We start from the raw sequence: 17,281 nt of genomic DNA, 5'->3' as shown, positions 1-17,281 counted from the left end.
AGTAGGTCATCGTCAAGATTAAATTCCGAAACCCCAATTGCGAAAGCAGTTGGGGTTTTGTTTTTGCGCGTGAAAAACAGGGAGCGACCCATTCAAAATCAATTGTAAAAAAAATCACACAAACCTGACTCCCCGGGTTTGGTAAGGTGCAGCTCATTTTTAATGGACTGAGTCTGCGCCCACGGATCGGCATTCTTTTCAAAGAGTTGCTGCACAAGTGCCTGAACCGATACCGATCAAGGACCACGAAAAAGAAACACGTTTGGTCAACAAGAGACTCCTGGCCTGCGCCTTGTTCGTTGCCGCCATTACCTGTGCTCTGGTGGTACGCCTGTATGTCCTGCAGGTCGTCGAGTTCGACTATCACTCGACCATCTCCGAAAACAATCGCGTACATGTCCTGCCGATTACACCTACCCGCGGATTGATCTACGACCGCAATGGCGTACTCCTCGCAGACAATCGTCCCAGCTTCAACCTGACCATCACCCGCGAACGTGCTTCCAATGTCAACGAAGAGCTGGACGAGGTCGCCAATCTCCTGCACTTGCCCGCTGAAGACCGCTCGCAATTCGACAAGGTGATGAAGCAGGCACGTCACCCCTTCGTACCGGTGACGCTGTTCTATGAACTGAACGAAGAACAGATCGCCGTACTCGCCGTCAACGAGTTCCGCTTGCCGGGCATCGATGTCGAGCCGCAGTTCGTTCGGCACTATCCGTTGGGCGCGCACTTCGCTCATTCGGTCGGCTATGTCGGACGCATCAACGAGAAAGAGTCAAAGGCTCTGGATACGGTCGAGTACCGAGGGACCCAATCCATTGGCAAGACCGGGATCGAAAAATTCTACGAGGCGCAACTGCACGGCCATGTCGGTTATGAGGAAGTCGAAACCAATGCTCAGGGTCGCGTGCTGCGAGTGCTCAAGCACACTGATCCGGTGCCGGGTGAAAACATTGTCCTGAGCCTCGACGTCAAGCTGCAGGAAGCCGCCGAACAAGCCCTGGGCGATCGTCGCGGCTCGGTGGTTGCGCTCGATCCGTCGACCGGTGAAGTGCTGGCCATGGTCAGCAAGCCGAGCTTCGACCCGAACCTGTTCGTCACCGGGATCAGCTTCAAGGAGTACGCGGCGCTGCACGACTCCATCGACCGCCCGCTGTTCAATCGTGTGCTACGCGGCCTGTACGCACCGGGTTCGACCATCAAGCCGGAAGTGGCAATCGCCGGCCTCGATGCGGGTGTCGTGACGCCACAGACCCGCGTGTTCGACCCCGGTTATTACCAACTGCCGGATTTCGATCACAAGTACCGCAACTGGAACCACAGCGGCGATGGTTGGGTGGATATGGATGCAGCAATCATGCGTTCCAACGACACCTATTTCTATGACCTCGCACACAAGCTCGGTATCGATCGTCTGCACGACTACATGGCCATGTTCGGACTCGGTGAGAAAGTCTCTCTCGATATGTACGAAGAATCCCCCGGCCTCATGCCATCCCAAGCCTGGAAGCGCGCCACGCGTCGGCAGGCCTGGTTTCCAGGCGAGACGGTGATTCTCGGTATCGGCCAGGGCTACATGCAGGTCACGCCTTTGCAATTGGCCCAGGCCACGGCGCTGATTGCCAACAAAGGAGTGTGGAATCGCCCGCATCTGGCCAAAACCGTGGACGGCGTCGCGCCGGTGGATGAGCATCCAATGCAGAACATTCTGCTCAAGGATCCACGCGACTGGGAGCAGGTCAACCATGGCATGCAGATGGTGATGCACGATGCCCGCGGGATTGCCCGGGCCGCCGCCGCGGGGGCGCAGTACCGTATTGCGGGCAAGAGTGGTACCGCGCAAGTGGTGGCGATCAAGCAGGGCGAACGTTACAACCGGGAGAAAACCCGTGAGCGTAACCGCGACAATGCCTTGTTCGTCGGTTTCGCTCCGGCCGAGCACCCGAAGATCGTGATTTCGGTAATGATCGAAAACGGCGAGGCGGGTGGTCGCGTCGCCGGACCGGTCGTCCGGGAGATCATGGACGCCTGGCTACTCGATCAGGACGGGCACCTGAAGCCGCAATACGCAGCGCCAAGCAAGGCGCCGGGCGATCCTCACGTCTGAACCCGCATGGCTTCACAACACAGGCTCACGGATGCTGAGCATGTGCTGGAAGCTCTCGAGGAACACCGTTTCGGCCTGGCTCATCTTCTGTTCGCGATTCCACAGCAGCTGGATATCGAAATCCACCACCCCGTCTTCCGGCGGCAGGCGCCAGAGCAGACCTTGTTCGACATCCCGGCGCACCAGATGCGTGGGTAAGGCGCCGATGCCGTAACCCGCGCAGATCAGGCGGTAAATTTCTTCGAAACTGGTGGAAGACGCGACGATCTTGCCAGTGAAGCCTTGCTGATCGCGGAACAGCGTCAGGGGTGAAAGATTGCCGCCCAATTGGTCGCTGGTGAAGCTGACGAAGTTTTCCGCCGCCAGTTGTTCCAGGGTCAGATTCTGTTGCCCGAACAACCGGTGGCGCTGGCCACAAAAGTAAGCGTACGTCTCTCGGAACAGTACCCGTTGTTCCAGCCGTGGCTGCGGCAAACGGCACAGACCGACGCCAATGGTCGCGGTCTTTTGCAGCAGCGAACTGATGATGTTCGAACTGCCCATCACCTCGACTTCCAGCTCGATTTTCGGGTGGGTTTCATGGAAGTCAGCGAGGAAATCATCGTAATGCCGTGCCTGCACACCGCTGACGGTGAGGATACGAATCTTGCCCACCACGTCGTCGTGACGGCTCTCCACCACCGTCCCCAAGCGTGAAATATCCCCGTAGATATCCGCCGCTATGCGCAGGACTTCTTCCCCGGTTTCCGTCAGATCAAAGCGTCGCCCACTACGGGCAATCAACACACAGTCCAGTTGTTCTTCCAGTCGTTTCAGTGCCTGGCTGACCGCTGACTGGGTGATGTGAAGTCGCGCGGCAGCGCGGCTCATGCTGCCTTCCTGGCCGATGACCAGATAAGTGCGCAGCAGGTTCCAGTCGAGGCGGTCATTGAGAAAGCGCCGGCCGACCCACGGGTTGGAAGTGGTAGGCATAAAACCTCATGCAGTAGCAGTGCTAATAGTAAAGATAAGGATTTGAAAATTGACTAATCCTGGCATGGAAGCGATAAAGCCCACAAGCGCCACAGAGCGCAACCGTCATTCGCCTTAACACCTGCCCAAAAACTATAAGTACACAGGGTCCTTGCATGCACACTACTCCCCAACCGCGCCGAGCCGCGGCCGCTGCCTTCATTGGCACGACCATCGAGTTCTACGACTTCTACATCTACGCCACCGCGGCGGCGCTGGTCCTCGGGCAAGTGTTCTTCCCCAGCAGCGATCCGGTCATGAGTACCCTCGCGGCATTCGGCAGTTTCGCTGTCGGCTTTATTGCGCGGCCCATGGCCGGGATGGTGTTCGGTCATCTGGGCGACCGTCTCGGGCGCAAGAAAATGCTGTTGGTGACCATGGCCTTGATGGGCATCGCCACCGCCGGCATTGGCCTGTTGCCGAGCTATGCGAGCGTTGGCGTCTGGGCGCCAATCGGTCTGATCGTGCTGCGTTTGATCCAGGGCATTTCGGTCGGTGGCGAGTGGGGAGGGGCGGTGTTGATGGCGAGCGAACACGCGCCGGCCAAGCGCAAGACGTTCTACGCGTCGTTCGCCCAACTCGGCAGTCCCGCCGGTTTGTTGCTGGCCCTGATCGCCTTCCGTCTGGTGACGTCCCTTGAGTCAGAGGAGTTTCTCGCCTGGGGGTGGCGCCTGCCATTCCTCGCCAGCGGTGTGTTGATGATGGTCGGCCTGTTGATCCGTTCCGGTGTTCACGAGTCGCCGGAATTCGCCAAGGTCCAGGACAATAACGAAACCGCCAAATACCCGGTGATGGACGTGATCCGCACCTGCTGGCGGCAGATCCTGTTCGCCGCCGCTGCCGTGACTATTGGCTCGGCCGGGTTCTTCTTCACCAACACCTTCATGATCACCTACGTCACCCAATATCAGGGCATTGCCCGTTCGACGATTCTCGATTGTCTGTTTCTGGTGACCGTCATCCAGCTGCTCTCGCAACCAGTCTCGGCGCTGATCGCCGAACGTATCGGCGAAGGTCGTTTTCTCAAATGGGTCGCGCTGCTGTGCATGGTCACGCCATACCCGATGTTCCTGCTGGTAGGCACGCAGAACATTGTGTTCATGACCGTTGGCATTGCCCTGGCGGTGGTGATTCTCTCGGCGCTGTACGCGGTGATCGCCGGCTACATGACCCAGGCCTTCCCGGTGCATCTGCGCTACTCGGGCATTTCCATCGCGTATCAATTGGCTTGCGCCGTGGCCGGGGGCACCACGCCGCTGATCGGCACCCTGCTGGCGAGCAAGTTTTCCGGACAATGGTTGCCGCTGGCGGTGTTCTTCACCTTGCTCTCGGCCCTGTCCCTGATCGGTGTTTGCGGGTTGGCCCGCCTGCGCGCCAACCCGGTCGTCACCCACGCTGCTAAAGAGGTGTATTCGTGAGTAAACCTGCACACATCGACCCGGTTGAATGGCAAGCCCGTTGCGAACTGGCTGCGCTGTATCGACTGGTCGCGCACTTTCGCATGACCGACCTGATCGACACCCATATCACCCTGCGGATTCCGGGGCCTGAACACCACTTCCTGATCAACCGCTACGGGGTGATTTTCGACCGCATGCGCGCCTCGGATCTGGTGCGCATCGATCAGGAAGGGCGGGTGGTCGATCCAGAGTACGCAGGCCATCGGGTCAACGCCGCCGGCTTCGTGATTCACTCGGCGATCCACATGGCGCGTCCGGACCTGAACTGTGTGATTCACACCCATACGGCGGCCGGCATGGCAGTCGCGGCGCAGAAGCAGGGCTTGCTGCCGATCAGTCAGCACGCGCTGAAGTTCTACGGCAAGTTGGCCTATCACACCTACGAGGGCATCGCGCTGTCGCTGGATGAGCGCGAGCGGTTGATTGCCGACCTCGGCCCGCACCGGGCGATGATCCTGCGCAATCATGGCTTGTTGGTCGGTGGTTCGGGCGTGGCCCAGGCGTTCCAGGAGATCCACTTTCTGGAGCGTGCCTGCCAGGCACAGGTGCAGGCGCTGGCCGGTGGTTCGGCATTGCATTACCCGTCGCCGGAAGTGTGCGCGCACACCGCCGAACAGTTTGACCGTGATGAGCAGGACAACATCATCGACCTGGCCTGGGAGGCCGCCCTGACGTTGATCGAATCCCAGCGCGAGTCTTATTTGTCATGAACACCGTCATCAACACTGTGGTTTTGCTGTCCCGCGACACCTTGCTGCTCAAGCAATTGCAGGCGGCGTTTGCCCGCAGCGCGCCGCAACTCACGGCCGTGTTGGCCGACGATTCCCGGGCCGCCAATGCGCAGATGGCCGCGTGCTGGTTTCCCTTGCCGGGCAGTCTCGGCGCATTGCCGAACCTGCAGGTGATTCACTCGGTGGCTGCCGGTATCGATCATCTCGATCACGATCCGTCATGCCCGGATCTGCCGATTTGCCGCGTAGTCGACCCGGGCCACCGCCAAGGCATGACCGAGTACGTGCGCTGGGCGGTGATTCACTATCACCGCGGTTTCGATCAGGTGTTGTCGCAACAACGGGAACAACGCTGGGAGCGGCCGCTGCAACGGGCGGCGGGGCAGTTCAAGGTCGGCGTGATGGGACTCGGATCGCTGGGCAGCGCGATTGCTCAGGATCTGGCCGCAGCCGGTTATGACGTGCGCGGCTGGGCGCGGCGCAGCAAGGACTTGCCGGGTGTGCGCACGTTCGCCGGGGCTGATGCGTTGAATCCGTTTCTCGATGGTGTCGAGTTGCTGATCAATCTGTTGCCACTCACCGGCGAAACCCGCGGCATACTCGGCCGGAGCACTTTCGACCAACTCGCCAACGGCGCAGCACTGGTCAACTGTGGCCGGGGTGGTCACCTGAACATCGATGACCTCGAACAGGCACTGGCCCGAGGGCAATTGCGCGGTGCGCTGCTGGATGTCTTCGAACAGGAACCGCTGCCGGTCGATCACCGGCTCTGGACAATGCCCGGTGTCACCATTACCCCGCACATGGCTTCGGCGGCTTCCCATGACTGTATTGCCGAACAAGTAGCGGAAAACTTCCGCCGATTGAGTAGCGACGAACCGTTATTGAACTGTGCGGACCGATTACTGGGTTATTGAACCCACCGCTATTCCATTAAAAATGGATTTTCACGCAATCCCGGGAAACACCGATAACGCAACACCTGTAGGAGCCGGCTTGCCGGCGATGGTCGTTAACGATAACGCATGTAAACCGGATAGACACGGCGCACTTGAGTCCATCGCCGGCAAGCCGGCTCCTACAAGAGACCGCTTCCAAGGCCAAAAAAATGCCCTGCGAACTCGCCCGCTCAGTTGGGCGAGCCATAACAACAAACTTCGCCTCAACCGTTTTACTGCCAGTCAAAACAATTAAATAACGAGTTCTTGATGAATTCCTGGAGACAGTGATGAGCGATCTATCGTCCGCAGAAAAGTCCGGCGCACCACCGGAAGTTGCAATCAGCATGAAAAAAGTCGCGGTGGCCAGTGTGATTGGTACCACCGTGGAGTGGTATGACTTGTTCGTGTTTGCCACGGCGTCAGCGCTGGTGTTCAACAAAGTGTTCTTTCCGGATTTCGTGCCGCTGATCGGAACGCTGCTGGCTTTCGGCACGTTCGCTTCGGCGTATCTGGCGCGGATTGTCGGCGCGGCGTTGTTCGGGCATTTCGGCGATCGCCTCGGGCGCAAGTCGATGTTGTTGATCTCGCTGTTGACCATGGGCGCGGCCACCTTCGCCATCGGTTTATTGCCCGACTTTGCAGCCATTGGAATTTGGGCGCCGATCCTGCTGTTGCTGCTGCGGGTTATTCAAGGCCTGGCATTGGGTGGCGAGTGGGGCGGGGCGGTGTTGATGGCGGTGGAACATGCGCCGGCCAACAAGCGTGGCCTGTACGGTTCCTGGGTGCAGATCGGCGTACCGGCCGGGACCATGATTGCCAATCTGGCGTTCCTGTTGATCGCGGCGTGGTTGTCTCCTGAGGAGCTGTTGGCCTGGGGCTGGCGTATTCCGTTCCTGGCCAGCGTATTGCTGATCGCTGTTGGCTTGTACATCCGTCTTAACATCTCGGAAACCCCGGCCTTCAACAAGGTCAAGGAAGCCGAGGTGCAAGTGAAAATGCCCCTGGCGGAAGTATTCCGCAAGTACTGGAAGCAAGTGGTGCTGGGCGGCATTGCCACCATGTCCACGGGTGCTTCGTTCAACATTATCGTGGCGTTCGGTTTGACTTATGGCACGCAGAATCTCGGCTTCAGCCGCAGCGTGATGCTTGGTGTGGTGCTGCTGTCCTGCGCCTGGTGCATCGTCATGTTGCCGGTGTTCGGCGCGCTATCGGACCGTGTCGGACGCAAGCCGATCATCGTCGGCGGCATCATTGCCGAAGCGCTGGTGGCGTTCCCGATGTTCTGGCTGATGGACACCAAAGAGCTGTCGATGGTGGTGTTCGGTTATCTGTTGTTGATGACCGCGTTCGCCGCCAACTACGGGCCGATTGCGACGTTCCTTGCCGAACTGTTCGGCACCCGGGTGCGTTACTCCGGGTTGTCGATCAGCTACATGTTGTCCGGCCTGCTCGGCAGTGCGGCGACGCCTATCGTCACCACGGCATTGCTGGCCGCGACGGGCAAAGGTTCGTCGGTGGCCTGGTACATGATCGGTGCGGCATTGATTTCCCTGGTGGCGTTGTTGCTGTTGAGCGAAACCTTCAAGCAGGACATCAGCGAAATCCCCAGCGGCGTCCCGACAGACGATCCGGCCCCCGCAAAACCCTTCAAATCGGCTACGGCCTGATCCCGGGAGTTATACAACATGCGCAGAATTCAATCGGCCCCGGGCTATATCGGCCCGGTCGGCCCTTACTCCCAGGCAGTGGTCAGCGGCCACCTGGTGTTCACCGCCGGGCAGATTCCGGCCCGGAACAGTCTCGATGAACAACCCGCTGATTTCCCGGAGCAAGTGCGGCAAACCTTGCGCAATCTCGAAGCGATCCTGATAGAAGCCGGGTCCGGTTTCAGCCACGTGATCAAGGTCAATGCCTACCTGACCGATCCCGCGCAGCTGGAGCCATTCAACACCGTGTACCGCGAGTTCCTCGGCCATGCGCCACCGGCGCGCACCACGGTGTGCGTGGCGCTGTGGGGTGTGTCGCTGGAAATCGACTGTGTCGCTGAACTGATTGCCGGGGAGCCGCAACATGGATGAATCGCAACTGATCGAACAACTCAGGATCGTGAGCTTTCCGACCCTCGGGCATTTTCTCGACGAGGGTTTTGCCGACCCGCAACTGCGGGCCATGGTGCCCAATGTGAAGGTGGTGGGACGTGCGCTAACCCTGAAACTGGTGGGTGCCGATGCCATCGCCGTCAACCAGGCCCTGGGGCAAATCAGGCCGGGCGACGTGCTGGTGATCGACACCGGTGGCGATCATCGGCACGCGCCGGTCGGTGCGGTGACCAGTTGCGCGGCGCGCTGCGCTGGAGCGGCAGGTATTGTGGTGGACGGTGCGGTAACCGATCTGCTGGAACTGCGTGAAGCCGGGTTGCCGGTGTTCGCCCGTGGCACCAGTCTGTTGACCACCAAGCTGCACGGTCGCGGCGACAGCGCAATCAATCAGTCCATCCACTGCGCCGGCGTGACGGTGCAACCGGGGGATTGGGTGCTGGCGGACGACAACGGCGTGTTGTTTCTCGACACGGCATCGGCGGCGGCTGTCATCGAGCAGGCGCTGGCCTCGGATCGCGCCGAGCCGCGCTTGCTCGAACGTTTGCGGGCCGGTGAGCCGGTGACGCAGGTCTTGCGCGTTTAGTCCGTCAGCCGTTGTTGCAAGCTTTCGAGAAAAATTGTCTCGGCCCGGCTCATGCGCTGTTCGCGGTTCCACAGCAAATGAATGTCCACATCGGCAATCCCTTCGTGGGGCGGCAGGCGCCAGAGCAATCCGGCGTCGACGTCAGCCGCCACCACGTGCTCGGGCAAACAACCGATACCGAAGCCGGCGATCACCAGTCGCCGGACTTCTTCCAGGCTCGGTGACGACGCGACGATGCGGCCGCTGAAACCTTGTTGATCGCGGAAAATCGTCAGCGGCGAGAGCATGCCGCCGATCTGGTCACTGGTGAAACTGACGAAGTTCTCCCGTTGCAAATCCCCTTCGGCGACGTCCTGTTGGCCGAACAGTTCATGGTGCTTGCCGCAGAAAAACGCATAGCGTTGACGCAGGAACAAACGCTGCTCCAGGCGTGGCTGCGGGCGCCGATTGAGGCTCAGGCCGAGGGTCGCGGTTTTTTCCTGAAGGGCGCTGACGATGTCGGAACTGCGCAGCACATCGACTTCCAGATCCACGCGCGGGTACTGGCGATGGTAGTCGGCGAGGAAGTCATCAAAACGCTCGGAGAAAATCCGGCTGATGATCAGCAAGCGCACTTTGCCGATCACTTCGTCGGCCGGTTGTTCCAGCACGCTGCTGACTTGGGACATTTGCCCATAGATCTCCCCGGCCAGGGCGAAGATCTGCTCGCCGACTTCGGTCAGGGCAAAGCGCGGCCCGCGCCGGGCAATCAGTTGGCGGCCCAGTTGTTCTTCCAGGCGCTTGAGTGCCTGGCTCACGGCCGGTTGCGTCAGGTGCAGGCGGGCGGCGGCGCGGCTGATGCTGAGCTCCTGGCCAATCACCCGAAAAGTGCGCAGCAGGTTCCAGTCCAGGCGGTCATTGAGCAGGCGTTGCATAGGCGTTCAGCAGCCAGTCAGGGGCCAATGGGAAAAGTCGACGGCTTGCACACGCCGTACGCAAGCCGTGGAAAATCTACAGTCGCGGGATCGTAACACTGTTGGCACATCGCAGCCGAGGCAAGTCGGATCCTGCAAAAAAAGCCTCATGCGTAGGCGTAGTGCTGTTCACTTAAGAGATAGAGCGAGCAATAAGCAACCTGTGGCGAGGGAGCTTGCTCCCGCTGGACTGCGCAGCAGTCCCATTTTTAGGGCCGCTTCGCGCCCCAGCGGGAGCAAGCTCCCTCGCCACAGATTCAGTGTTCGTCCTTAAGTGAGCAGCATTATCATGCGTAGGCGAGGGCTTTTTCTTCCAGCAGTTCCTCATACAACGCAGCCCATTTGCGACCCATTTCGTCCGCCGTAAACAGATTCTGATAACGGGCCTGCGCCTTCTCGCCCATTTGCGCCGCCAGCACCGGGTTTTCCCAAAGCGTGCGCATCGCCTCACGAAACGCCAAAGGATGACTCGGCGGCACTACCAGCCCGGTCTCGTTATGGATGTTGATGTAACTGGTGCCAGTGCCAATTTCACTGGAAATCATCGGTTTGCCATACATCGCACCTTCAAGCAGCGAAATGCCAAAGGCTTCGGAGCGCAGGTGCGATGGGAACACGATGGCGTAGCTCAGTTGCAGCAGCGCCACCTTGTCCTCGTCCCCCAGACGCCCCAGGAAGTGAACATTGCGTAAACCCAGGGCAGTCGCCTGGGCATGCAGCTCTGCTTCCAGCGGGCCGGCACCAACAATCACTGTCGGATAATCCAGGTCCTTCAGGGCGTCGAGCAGGATATGCAAACCTTTGTAGTAGCGCATCACACCCACAAACAGAAAGAACTTGTCGCCAAGCTTTTGCCGCCAGTGAGCCATTCGATTGCTGTCCGGCAGTGGGTAACCTGCCTTGTTCAATCCATAGGGGATCACTCGGGTCTTGTGCTGAAACTGTTGCAACACATCACTGGTGTGCAGGTAATTGGGCGATGCCGCGACGATCCGGTCGGCGCTGTGCAAAAAGCGATTCATCAGCGGCCGGTAAAGTTTGAGCAGGTGTTTCTGGCGGATAATGTCCGAATGGTACGTCACCACGCTGGGTTTGTTCAGGCCGCTGGCGAAATGCACCAGGTCCATGAACGGCCATGGAAAGTGGTAATTGACCACGTCGGCCTCGGCTGCCAGCTCGCGAAACTGTTTGAAGACGCTCCAGGAAAAACCTGTGGAGGCGAACTGAATGTCGAGCCTGGCTCGATGGACTTCATGTTGAGCGATCTGCATCACCGGTGGTGTCGGATCGGTACTGAGTGTCAGCACCTTGCCTTCAACGCCGTGCAGGGCACCGCTTTCGCACAACTGGAAAATCACTTGTTCGATCCCGCCGACCGAGTCAGGCAGGTACGTCTTGAAAAAATGAAGAACTCGCATTCAACCTCCCATAGCCTGGCGGTAAGCGCTGGCCGTGACTTGCGCGCAGCGTTCCCAGGTAAAAAGCCTTGCCTGTAGCAATCCGGCTTCCCGGCATACCTGCCAATGCGCTAGATCCTCGATCAGACGACTCATTGCATCGCGCAAGCCGTCGGGATCATCAGGTTCAATATAGTTGCCCGCAGGGCCTGCCACTTCGGGCATGGCCGAACGTCTGGTCAGAATGACCGGCGTGCCGCAGGCCATGGCCTCCAGCACCGGCAGGCCAAAACCTTCGTAAATCGACGGAAAAATCAATGCCCGGGCGCCGGCCAACAGCTGCGCAACGTGCTCGTCAGGCAGATAGCCCAGCAAACAGACATGACCGCAGGCCAGGGCCTGGTGCAATTCTTCGCTGAACTGCTCGCGCTGCCAGCCAGCCATGCCGACGATCAGCAATGGAAAACGCTGACGGACTGATTCCGGCAATCGGGCGTGGGCGCGCAGGGCGAGCGACAGATTCTTGCGCGGTTCCAGGGTGCCGACACAGAGGAAGTATTCCCGCGCTTCGACGCCATGGGTCTTGAGTACGGCGTCGATAGCCTCGGGGGGCCGCGGGTGAAAACGTGCGGCTACACCCAGCGGCGCGACAACAAACCGCTCCTTCGGTAGCCTGAAATGTGCCTGGGCTTCGTCAGCAATGTATTGCGAGTCGGTAAGAATCAGGCTTGCCTGTCGCACGCCGTCGGCCACGCGCCGTTCGATTTCTCGCAAGCGCGCCGGTGGCTGTGTTTCGGGATAGTGCAGGTGCGTCAGGTCATGCAGGGTAATGACTGTCGGGCCGTCGAACGACAGCGGCCACAAACTCGGTTCGTGGTAGAGGTCGATGGCTTGCGTGCGGCCCTGATCGAAGCGTTTCTGCTCCAGCCACCGTCGGGCCTGATAGGCCCCCGGAATCTGCCGCAGCAAGGGTGTCAGTCGGGAATAACCGGGCATGGCCGCTTCAGGCAGCACAGTACTCCAGCCCCAGCCATGAAACAGTGCCAGTTCAACATCCGGTTCACCCGCCAGGGCGTTCGCCAGTTCGGCGACGTAGTGGCCGATGCCGGTGCGCGGCGCCTGGAGAATCCGGGCGTTAAGGGCAATGCGCATGTTGCCTCTCTTGTACGAGCGGCACGTCCGGGAGATTGCGCAGGGTGCGTTCGGCCAATTGCGCACTGGCTTCACGCCAGCCGATCCAGCGCCAGTCCGCGACGTCGCGAGTGGCCGGGAATTGACCGTTGCTCTCGAAACGAATGACCAGATCAGCCAGGCTTTGTGGTTCGGCCAGATCGAAGTACGCCATGTACTCGCCGCCGATTTCGCGAAAGACCGGAATGTCGCTGCCCATGGCCGGCAGTCCACGCTGCATGGCTTCTACCAGCGGCAGGCCGAAGCCTTCAACAAACGAGGGAAACACCAGTGAGCTGGCGTGGGTGTAGGCATGTTCGAGGCTGGTGTCGCTCAGGTCGTTGAACATGAACAGTCGTTGGTTCAGTTGCGGGTGATTACGGACCCGGGCCAGCAGTGCGTCGCACTTCCAGCCAACCCGCCCGGCAATGCACAGCCGGGCCTTGGAGCCCACCGCCCAGGCCCGTTCGAAGGCATCCAGCAGGTAGTCGTGGTTCTTGCGCGGCTCGATGGTGCTGACCATCAAAAACACCGGTTCCGGCGTTGCGAACAGCCGGGCAAGACGCGGTTCCACGGCGGCGTCGACTTCGCTCAGATCGAGTTCGGAGCCCAGGTGGAAATAATCGAACCACAATGCATTGGCCTTGGCCGAGCCCAGACGGCGCTGAACCTCCTCACGCACCTGGTCACGCACCGTGGCGGAAATGGCCACGTAGCCATCGGCAGTTTGAGTAATCCAGTCGAACCACTCGTTGAACACCTGCACCAGCCGTGAGTCGTAGAATTGCGGGTGAGTCAGGGGAATCAAATCGTAGATCACTGAAACAATGCCCACGCCTTCACGTTTGAGCTGTTCGGCAAACGGGAAAAAGTCGGTGTGCCAGGACGAATCCAGCAACACCAGTTGATCTCCCGGTTGATGCTGCAACGGTGCGCAACGTTTGGGCAGTTGATACTGATTGAGCTGGTCGATCAGACGCAGCGGCACGCTGAAGCAGGTCAGCGCTGTCAGTCGATAAGCCACGTACAACACGCGTCGGGCGAATCGCGATGTCAAGCGTTGGTCGAGCCGCTGGTGCCATTGCCAGAAACGATGTGCCAGCCGGCCAAGTCGCCCACCGAACGTCATCAATTGATCGAAAAATGGAATGTTCAGCGCGCCGAGTTTCAGTACCCGATAGAGTTTGCCCTTAAGCAACACAACCGGAATGCATTCAACACCGTCGACCGATTCCGGCAACTGGTTGACGACGTTGCGCACCACCCGCTGAATGCCCGAATTGACCTTGGGGTGTTGGAACACGTGCGTGCATTCCACCAAAAGACGCGTCATGGCGTGCTCCCCGAGGTGACTGGCGCGCTCGAGCGCGTGACGGTGGTCTTCGCGGCCAGCCATGAGCAACCGACAAAATCTTCCTGCCGGTTGTTGATGACATGGAACACCAGCCCGTAATCGCGCCACTCGAAGTTGCGGTCCAGGTGCGAATCCAGGCGTGACAGGCTCAACGCCACGGAATAGTTACCCTTGCCCAATCCCATGACGAAAGCGAAGCGGTAGGTCACGCGCTCGCCAGCCTGCAGATCGGTCAGCGCCTGATCCTGGCGATGGGTGTTGATGCCGTACATGGGCTGGCCCAGGCGATCCTTGATCATGAAACCCAGCACTAGCCGCTCGATGTCCTGGCGAACTTCGACATTCACTTCCAGCACGACCGGTTGACCGACTTCGGCGGCGTCGATGGACCGCTCATGTTTGTCGAGCAGACGCACGTTCAGAATCCTGGCTTCACCCGTTCCGGAAATGGTGCTGACTTGACCGCCAGAGAGCATTTCCTGGCGCACGGTCTGACCTTCACGCTCGGCGAGCAGGGCGTTGTAGTAATCCATGACGGTTTCGGGGGTGTCGTGCATGGCCATGTGGCCGTTTTCCAGGAGAATCGCCGAGTCGCAGATCGACTGAATCGCCGAGCGGTCATGGGAGACGATCAGCAGCGTGGTGCCGGCTTTGCGAAAACTGCGGATGCGGTCGAAACTTTTGTGCTGGAAGTAGGCGTCGCCCACTGACAGAGCTTCGTCGACGATCAGAATGTCCGGGCGTCGCGCAGTGGCCACGCTGAACGCCAGGCGCATTTGCATGCCGCTGGAATAGGTGCGCACCGGGTGGTCGATGGCGTCGCCAATTTCCGCGAAACGTTCGATTTCAGGCATCAACGCTTCTATCTCTTCGACCTGCATGCCCAATAACTGCCCGGCCATGACTGCATTCTGCCGGCCGGTAAAGTCCGCATGAAAGCCCATGCCCAGTTCCAGCAGGGCAGCGACGCGGCCTTCGAGCTCAATGGTGCCGCAGGTGGGTTGGGTGGTGCCGGTGATCATCTTCAACAAGGTACTTTTGCCGGCGCCGTTGACTCCGACGATGCCCACCGATTCTCCGGGGGCAATCTGGAAGGTCACGTCTTGCAGTACCCAATGCTGGCGATGACGGATCGGTGAAAACGGGATCAGCCACTCGGCCAGTCGACTCCAGCGGGTAGGGTACTGTTTATAGGCCTTGCCCAGGCCGGTGACGCGTATGTGCCCCATCAGAGTTCATCCACCATTTCGCCGACCCTGTGCCGAAACAGCCGCAGCCCGATGACGAAGAACAATACGCTGCCAACCATGATCGGCAGCAGCGAACCCCAGACGGGCCATTGACCGTAGAGGAAGATGTTCTGGTAGCTGGTGATCAGATTGGTCAGTGGGTTGAGTTGCAGCAAGCGCTGCACCCAATCGGGCAGGATGCTCATCGGGTACACAATCGGCGTCAGCCAGAACCAGAATTGCAGGCAGATGGCGAAAAATTGTCCGACATCGCGAAAGAACACATTCAATACGCCAAGAATCATCCCCAACCCGGCACAAAACATCACCTGTAACGCCAGCAGTGGAATGAGCGCCAATAGCGCCATGCCCGGTAGTCGACCGGTGATCAACAGAAAACCGAGGAACAACCCGATGATGATTGCGAAGTTGATTGCGGCATTCAACAGCACGATCACCGGCAGGCAGATCCGTGGGAAGCTGATTTTTTTCAGAAGGTTGGCGTTATCCAGAAACATGTTCTGACTGCGCACCGTGATTTCTGCGAACAGGCCCCAGGTCAACAACCCGGCGCAGAGGTAGATGCTGTAGGCCATGCCGTCATCCACCCCAGGCAAACGGGCGCGCATGATCTGGGAAAAAATCACCGTGTAGACGATGATCATCGACAGCGGGTTGAGCACGGTCCACAGGGCACCGAACAACGAATTGCGATAACGCGCCTGAAATTCCCGCTGGACGCTACCGAGGATGAACCCTCGATAGCTGCTCAGCGTGCGGTAAAGGGAAAGCAGCATTCAAACCGTCCTGCCGTATTGGTCTTCGAAGCGAACGATGTCGTCCTCTCCCAGGTATTCGCCGCTTTGCACTTCGATGATCACCAGGTCAATCACGCCGGGATTCTCCAGGCGATGCTTGTGACCGGCGGCAATGAAGGTCGATTCGTTCTTGGCCACCAGGTGCGTGCCGGTGCCATTGTTGGTGACCTTGGCCATGCCTTCGACCACCACCCAGTGTTCATTGCGGTGGTGGTGCATCTGCAATGACAACTTGGCGCCGGGCTTGACCACAATGCGTTTGATCTTGAAACGCGGGCCTTCCTCGAGCACGGTGTAGGTGCCCCATGGCCGGCTGACCGTACGGTGCAGGCGATAGGCTTCGTGCTCTTTATCCTTGAGTTGCCTGGCCACCCGGCGTACATCCTGGGCGCGGTCGGCGTGGGCCACCAGCACCGCGTCGGCGGTGTCGACGATGATCAGGTTATCCACCCCCACGGTCGCAACCAGACGGTTTTCGCTCTGGACGAAGTTGTTGTGGCTATCGATGAATATCGACTCGCCGACGGCGCGGTTGTTTTGTGCATCCGCCGGTACCAGCGCGGCCACCGCACCCCAGGAGCCGATGTCGCTCCAGTCGAAACGGGCCGGCACGACGACCACTTTGTCGGAGTGTTCCATCAACGCGTAGTCGATGGAAATGTCCGTGATTTCGCCAAACAGGGCCGGTGACAGTTCCTGCTGCACGCTCCCGGCGTTTTCCACGGGAACACTGGCGGCCATGCAGTTTTGCGTCTGCTCCAGCAAGGCGGGAGCATGGGTTTGCAGTTCGGCAAGCAGGCTGGCGACCGAGAAGCAGAACATCCCGGAGTTCCACAGGAAGTTGCCGCTTTCCAGGTAATGAGTCGCGGTTTGCAGGTCGGGTTTTTCGACGAAGCGCCGTACGCTGGCAGCGCCTTTATCGTCCAGCGGTGTGCCGGCTTCAATGTAGCCAAAACCGGTTTCCGCAGCGGTCGGCACGACACCGAAGGTCACCAGGTGACCGCCCCTGGCCAATGTCACGGCATGCTCGACCGCGTCCTTCAGCGCGTCGACATTGACGATCAGGTGGTCGGCGGGCATGACCAGCATGATCGCGTCGTCGCCATGCAGGGCCTGGAGGGAGAGGGCGGCGGCAGCAATGGCCGGCGCCGTATTGCGACCCGTCGGCTCCAGCAGGAAATGCCCGCGATGACGGCCCAGGTGCGCGTCCCGAAAGTGATCCTTGCTCTGGAAGTAGTACTCGCGGTTGGTCACCGTGACGATATCGCCCCAGCCGTCGAGCAGGTCAGCGGCACGCCGATAGGTCTTGCCCAGCAGCGACTGGCCGTCAGGCAAGGCCATGAACGGTTTGGGATGGCCTTCACGCGACACCGGCCACAACCTTGTCCCGGCACCGCCGGATAGAATCACGGGAATCAGCATGGC

General features: G+C 59.6%; 15 protein-coding genes. 7 read left to right on the top strand and 8 right to left on the bottom strand.

Translation table 11 applies throughout. The features are described from left to right. The first annotated feature begins 217 nt into the window (after positions 1-217). Complete coding sequence (gene mrdA, locus AC07XF_RS21260; RefSeq protein ID WP_495028030.1) at positions 218-2,110, top strand: penicillin-binding protein 2; 1,893 nt, start codon at positions 218-220, stop codon at positions 2,108-2,110. A gap of 12 nt (positions 2,111-2,122) precedes the next feature. Here mrdA and AC07XF_RS21255 read toward each other — a convergent pair whose 3' ends face one another. Further along, complete coding sequence (locus AC07XF_RS21255) at positions 2,123-3,082, bottom strand: LysR family transcriptional regulator (protein WP_495028029.1); 960 nt, start codon at positions 3,080-3,082, stop codon at positions 2,123-2,125. A 155-nt stretch (positions 3,083-3,237) separates the two neighbouring features. Between AC07XF_RS21255 and AC07XF_RS21250 the strand changes: the two genes are divergently transcribed. From AC07XF_RS21250 to AC07XF_RS21225, 6 genes are all read left to right on the top strand, one after another. Further along, entirely contained in the window at positions 3,238-4,539 is a 1,302-nt protein-coding gene (locus AC07XF_RS21250; protein ID WP_495028028.1) for an MFS transporter, read from the top strand. Beyond that, the gene (locus AC07XF_RS21245; RefSeq protein WP_007988289.1) at positions 4,536-5,291 is read left to right on the top strand and encodes a class II aldolase/adducin family protein; all 756 of its coding nucleotides are present in this window, start codon (positions 4,536-4,538) and stop codon (positions 5,289-5,291) included. The genes AC07XF_RS21250 and AC07XF_RS21245 overlap by 4 nt, the downstream gene beginning before the upstream one ends. Beyond that, the gene (locus AC07XF_RS21240; protein WP_495028027.1) at positions 5,288-6,229 is read left to right on the top strand and encodes a 2-hydroxyacid dehydrogenase; all 942 of its coding nucleotides are present in this window, start codon (positions 5,288-5,290) and stop codon (positions 6,227-6,229) included. The genes AC07XF_RS21245 and AC07XF_RS21240 overlap by 4 nt, the downstream gene beginning before the upstream one ends. Positions 6,230-6,540: 311 nt before the next feature. Next, the gene (locus AC07XF_RS21235; RefSeq protein ID WP_495028026.1) at positions 6,541-7,920 is read left to right on the top strand and encodes an MFS transporter; all 1,380 of its coding nucleotides are present in this window, start codon (positions 6,541-6,543) and stop codon (positions 7,918-7,920) included. 18 nt (positions 7,921-7,938) lie between these two features. Next, positions 7,939-8,331: a RidA family protein gene (locus tag AC07XF_RS21230; protein ID WP_495028025.1), complete on the top strand. Its 393-nt coding sequence runs from the start codon at positions 7,939-7,941 to the stop codon at positions 8,329-8,331. Further along, positions 8,324-8,935 (top strand): RraA family protein, encoded by a 612-nt coding sequence (locus AC07XF_RS21225; protein WP_495028024.1) that lies wholly within the window; start codon positions 8,324-8,326, stop codon positions 8,933-8,935. Before AC07XF_RS21230 ends, AC07XF_RS21225 begins: the two co-directional genes overlap by 8 nt. On the opposite strand, the gene AC07XF_RS21220 is transcribed toward AC07XF_RS21225, so the two are convergent. The 7 genes from AC07XF_RS21220 to AC07XF_RS21190 all read right to left on the bottom strand — a co-directional run bounded on the left by AC07XF_RS21220 (position 8,932) and on the right by AC07XF_RS21190 (position 17,278). Further along, positions 8,932-9,849, bottom strand: a complete 918-nt coding sequence (locus AC07XF_RS21220; RefSeq protein ID WP_495028023.1) for a LysR family transcriptional regulator — start codon at positions 9,847-9,849, stop codon at positions 8,932-8,934. The genes AC07XF_RS21225 and AC07XF_RS21220 overlap by 4 nt on opposite strands. 326 nt (positions 9,850-10,175) lie before the next feature. Beyond that, entirely contained in the window at positions 10,176-11,306 is a 1,131-nt protein-coding gene (locus AC07XF_RS21215) for a glycosyltransferase family 4 protein (protein WP_495028022.1), read from the bottom strand. Then, complete coding sequence (locus tag AC07XF_RS21210; RefSeq protein WP_495028021.1) at positions 11,307-12,437, bottom strand: glycosyltransferase family 4 protein; 1,131 nt, start codon at positions 12,435-12,437, stop codon at positions 11,307-11,309. It abuts the gene before it with no gap. Next, positions 12,421-13,788 carry a glycosyltransferase family 4 protein gene (locus tag AC07XF_RS21205; RefSeq protein ID WP_495028020.1) on the bottom strand — a complete coding sequence of 456 codons (1,368 nt, stop codon included), beginning with the start codon at positions 13,786-13,788 and terminating at the stop codon, positions 12,421-12,423. The genes AC07XF_RS21210 and AC07XF_RS21205 overlap by 17 nt, the downstream gene beginning before the upstream one ends. Continuing rightward, entirely contained in the window at positions 13,785-15,038 is a 1,254-nt protein-coding gene (locus AC07XF_RS21200) for an ABC transporter ATP-binding protein (protein WP_495028019.1), read from the bottom strand. Before AC07XF_RS21200 ends, AC07XF_RS21205 begins: the two co-directional genes overlap by 4 nt. Then, complete coding sequence (locus AC07XF_RS21195; RefSeq protein WP_495028018.1) at positions 15,038-15,835, bottom strand: ABC transporter permease; 798 nt, start codon at positions 15,833-15,835, stop codon at positions 15,038-15,040. Before AC07XF_RS21195 ends, AC07XF_RS21200 begins: the two co-directional genes overlap by 1 nt. Continuing rightward, positions 15,836-17,278 (bottom strand): mannose-1-phosphate guanylyltransferase/mannose-6-phosphate isomerase, encoded by a 1,443-nt coding sequence (locus AC07XF_RS21190; protein WP_495028017.1) that lies wholly within the window; start codon positions 17,276-17,278, stop codon positions 15,836-15,838. Positions 17,279-17,281: the final 3 nt, after the last annotated feature.

This window comes from Pseudomonas sp. GW821-FHT01C01 (genome assembly GCF_059422645.1).
This window is presented reverse-complemented; position numbering and strand designations above follow the sequence as displayed.

What these genes read in the sequence shown, in the direction of transcription:
- AC07XF_RS21250 (WP_495028028.1), top strand. Translation starts at nt 3,238, where the DNA reads ATGCACACTACTCCCCAACCGCGCCGAGCCGCGGCCGCTGCCTTCATT.
- AC07XF_RS21235 (WP_495028026.1), top strand. Translation starts at nt 6,541, where the DNA reads ATGAGCGATCTATCGTCCGCAGAAAAGTCCGGCGCACCACCGGAAGTT.
- AC07XF_RS21195 (WP_495028018.1), bottom strand. Translation starts at nt 15,835, where the DNA reads ATGCTGCTTTCCCTTTACCGCACGCTGAGCAGCTATCGAGGGTTCATC.
- AC07XF_RS21255 (WP_495028029.1), bottom strand. Translation starts at nt 3,082, where the DNA reads ATGCCTACCACTTCCAACCCGTGGGTCGGCCGGCGCTTTCTCAATGAC.
- AC07XF_RS21230 (WP_495028025.1), top strand. Translation starts at nt 7,939, where the DNA reads ATGCGCAGAATTCAATCGGCCCCGGGCTATATCGGCCCGGTCGGCCCT.
- AC07XF_RS21190 (WP_495028017.1), bottom strand. Translation starts at nt 17,278, where the DNA reads ATGCTGATTCCCGTGATTCTATCCGGCGGTGCCGGGACAAGGTTGTGG.
- AC07XF_RS21215 (WP_495028022.1), bottom strand. Translation starts at nt 11,306, where the DNA reads ATGCGAGTTCTTCATTTTTTCAAGACGTACCTGCCTGACTCGGTCGGC.
- AC07XF_RS21210 (WP_495028021.1), bottom strand. Translation starts at nt 12,437, where the DNA reads ATGCGCATTGCCCTTAACGCCCGGATTCTCCAGGCGCCGCGCACCGGC.
- AC07XF_RS21200 (WP_495028019.1), bottom strand. Translation starts at nt 15,038, where the DNA reads ATGGGGCACATACGCGTCACCGGCCTGGGCAAGGCCTATAAACAGTAC.
- AC07XF_RS21240 (WP_495028027.1), top strand. Translation starts at nt 5,288, where the DNA reads ATGAACACCGTCATCAACACTGTGGTTTTGCTGTCCCGCGACACCTTG.
- AC07XF_RS21220 (WP_495028023.1), bottom strand. Translation starts at nt 9,849, where the DNA reads ATGCAACGCCTGCTCAATGACCGCCTGGACTGGAACCTGCTGCGCACT.
- AC07XF_RS21205 (WP_495028020.1), bottom strand. Translation starts at nt 13,788, where the DNA reads ATGACGCGTCTTTTGGTGGAATGCACGCACGTGTTCCAACACCCCAAG.
- AC07XF_RS21225 (WP_495028024.1), top strand. Translation starts at nt 8,324, where the DNA reads ATGGATGAATCGCAACTGATCGAACAACTCAGGATCGTGAGCTTTCCG.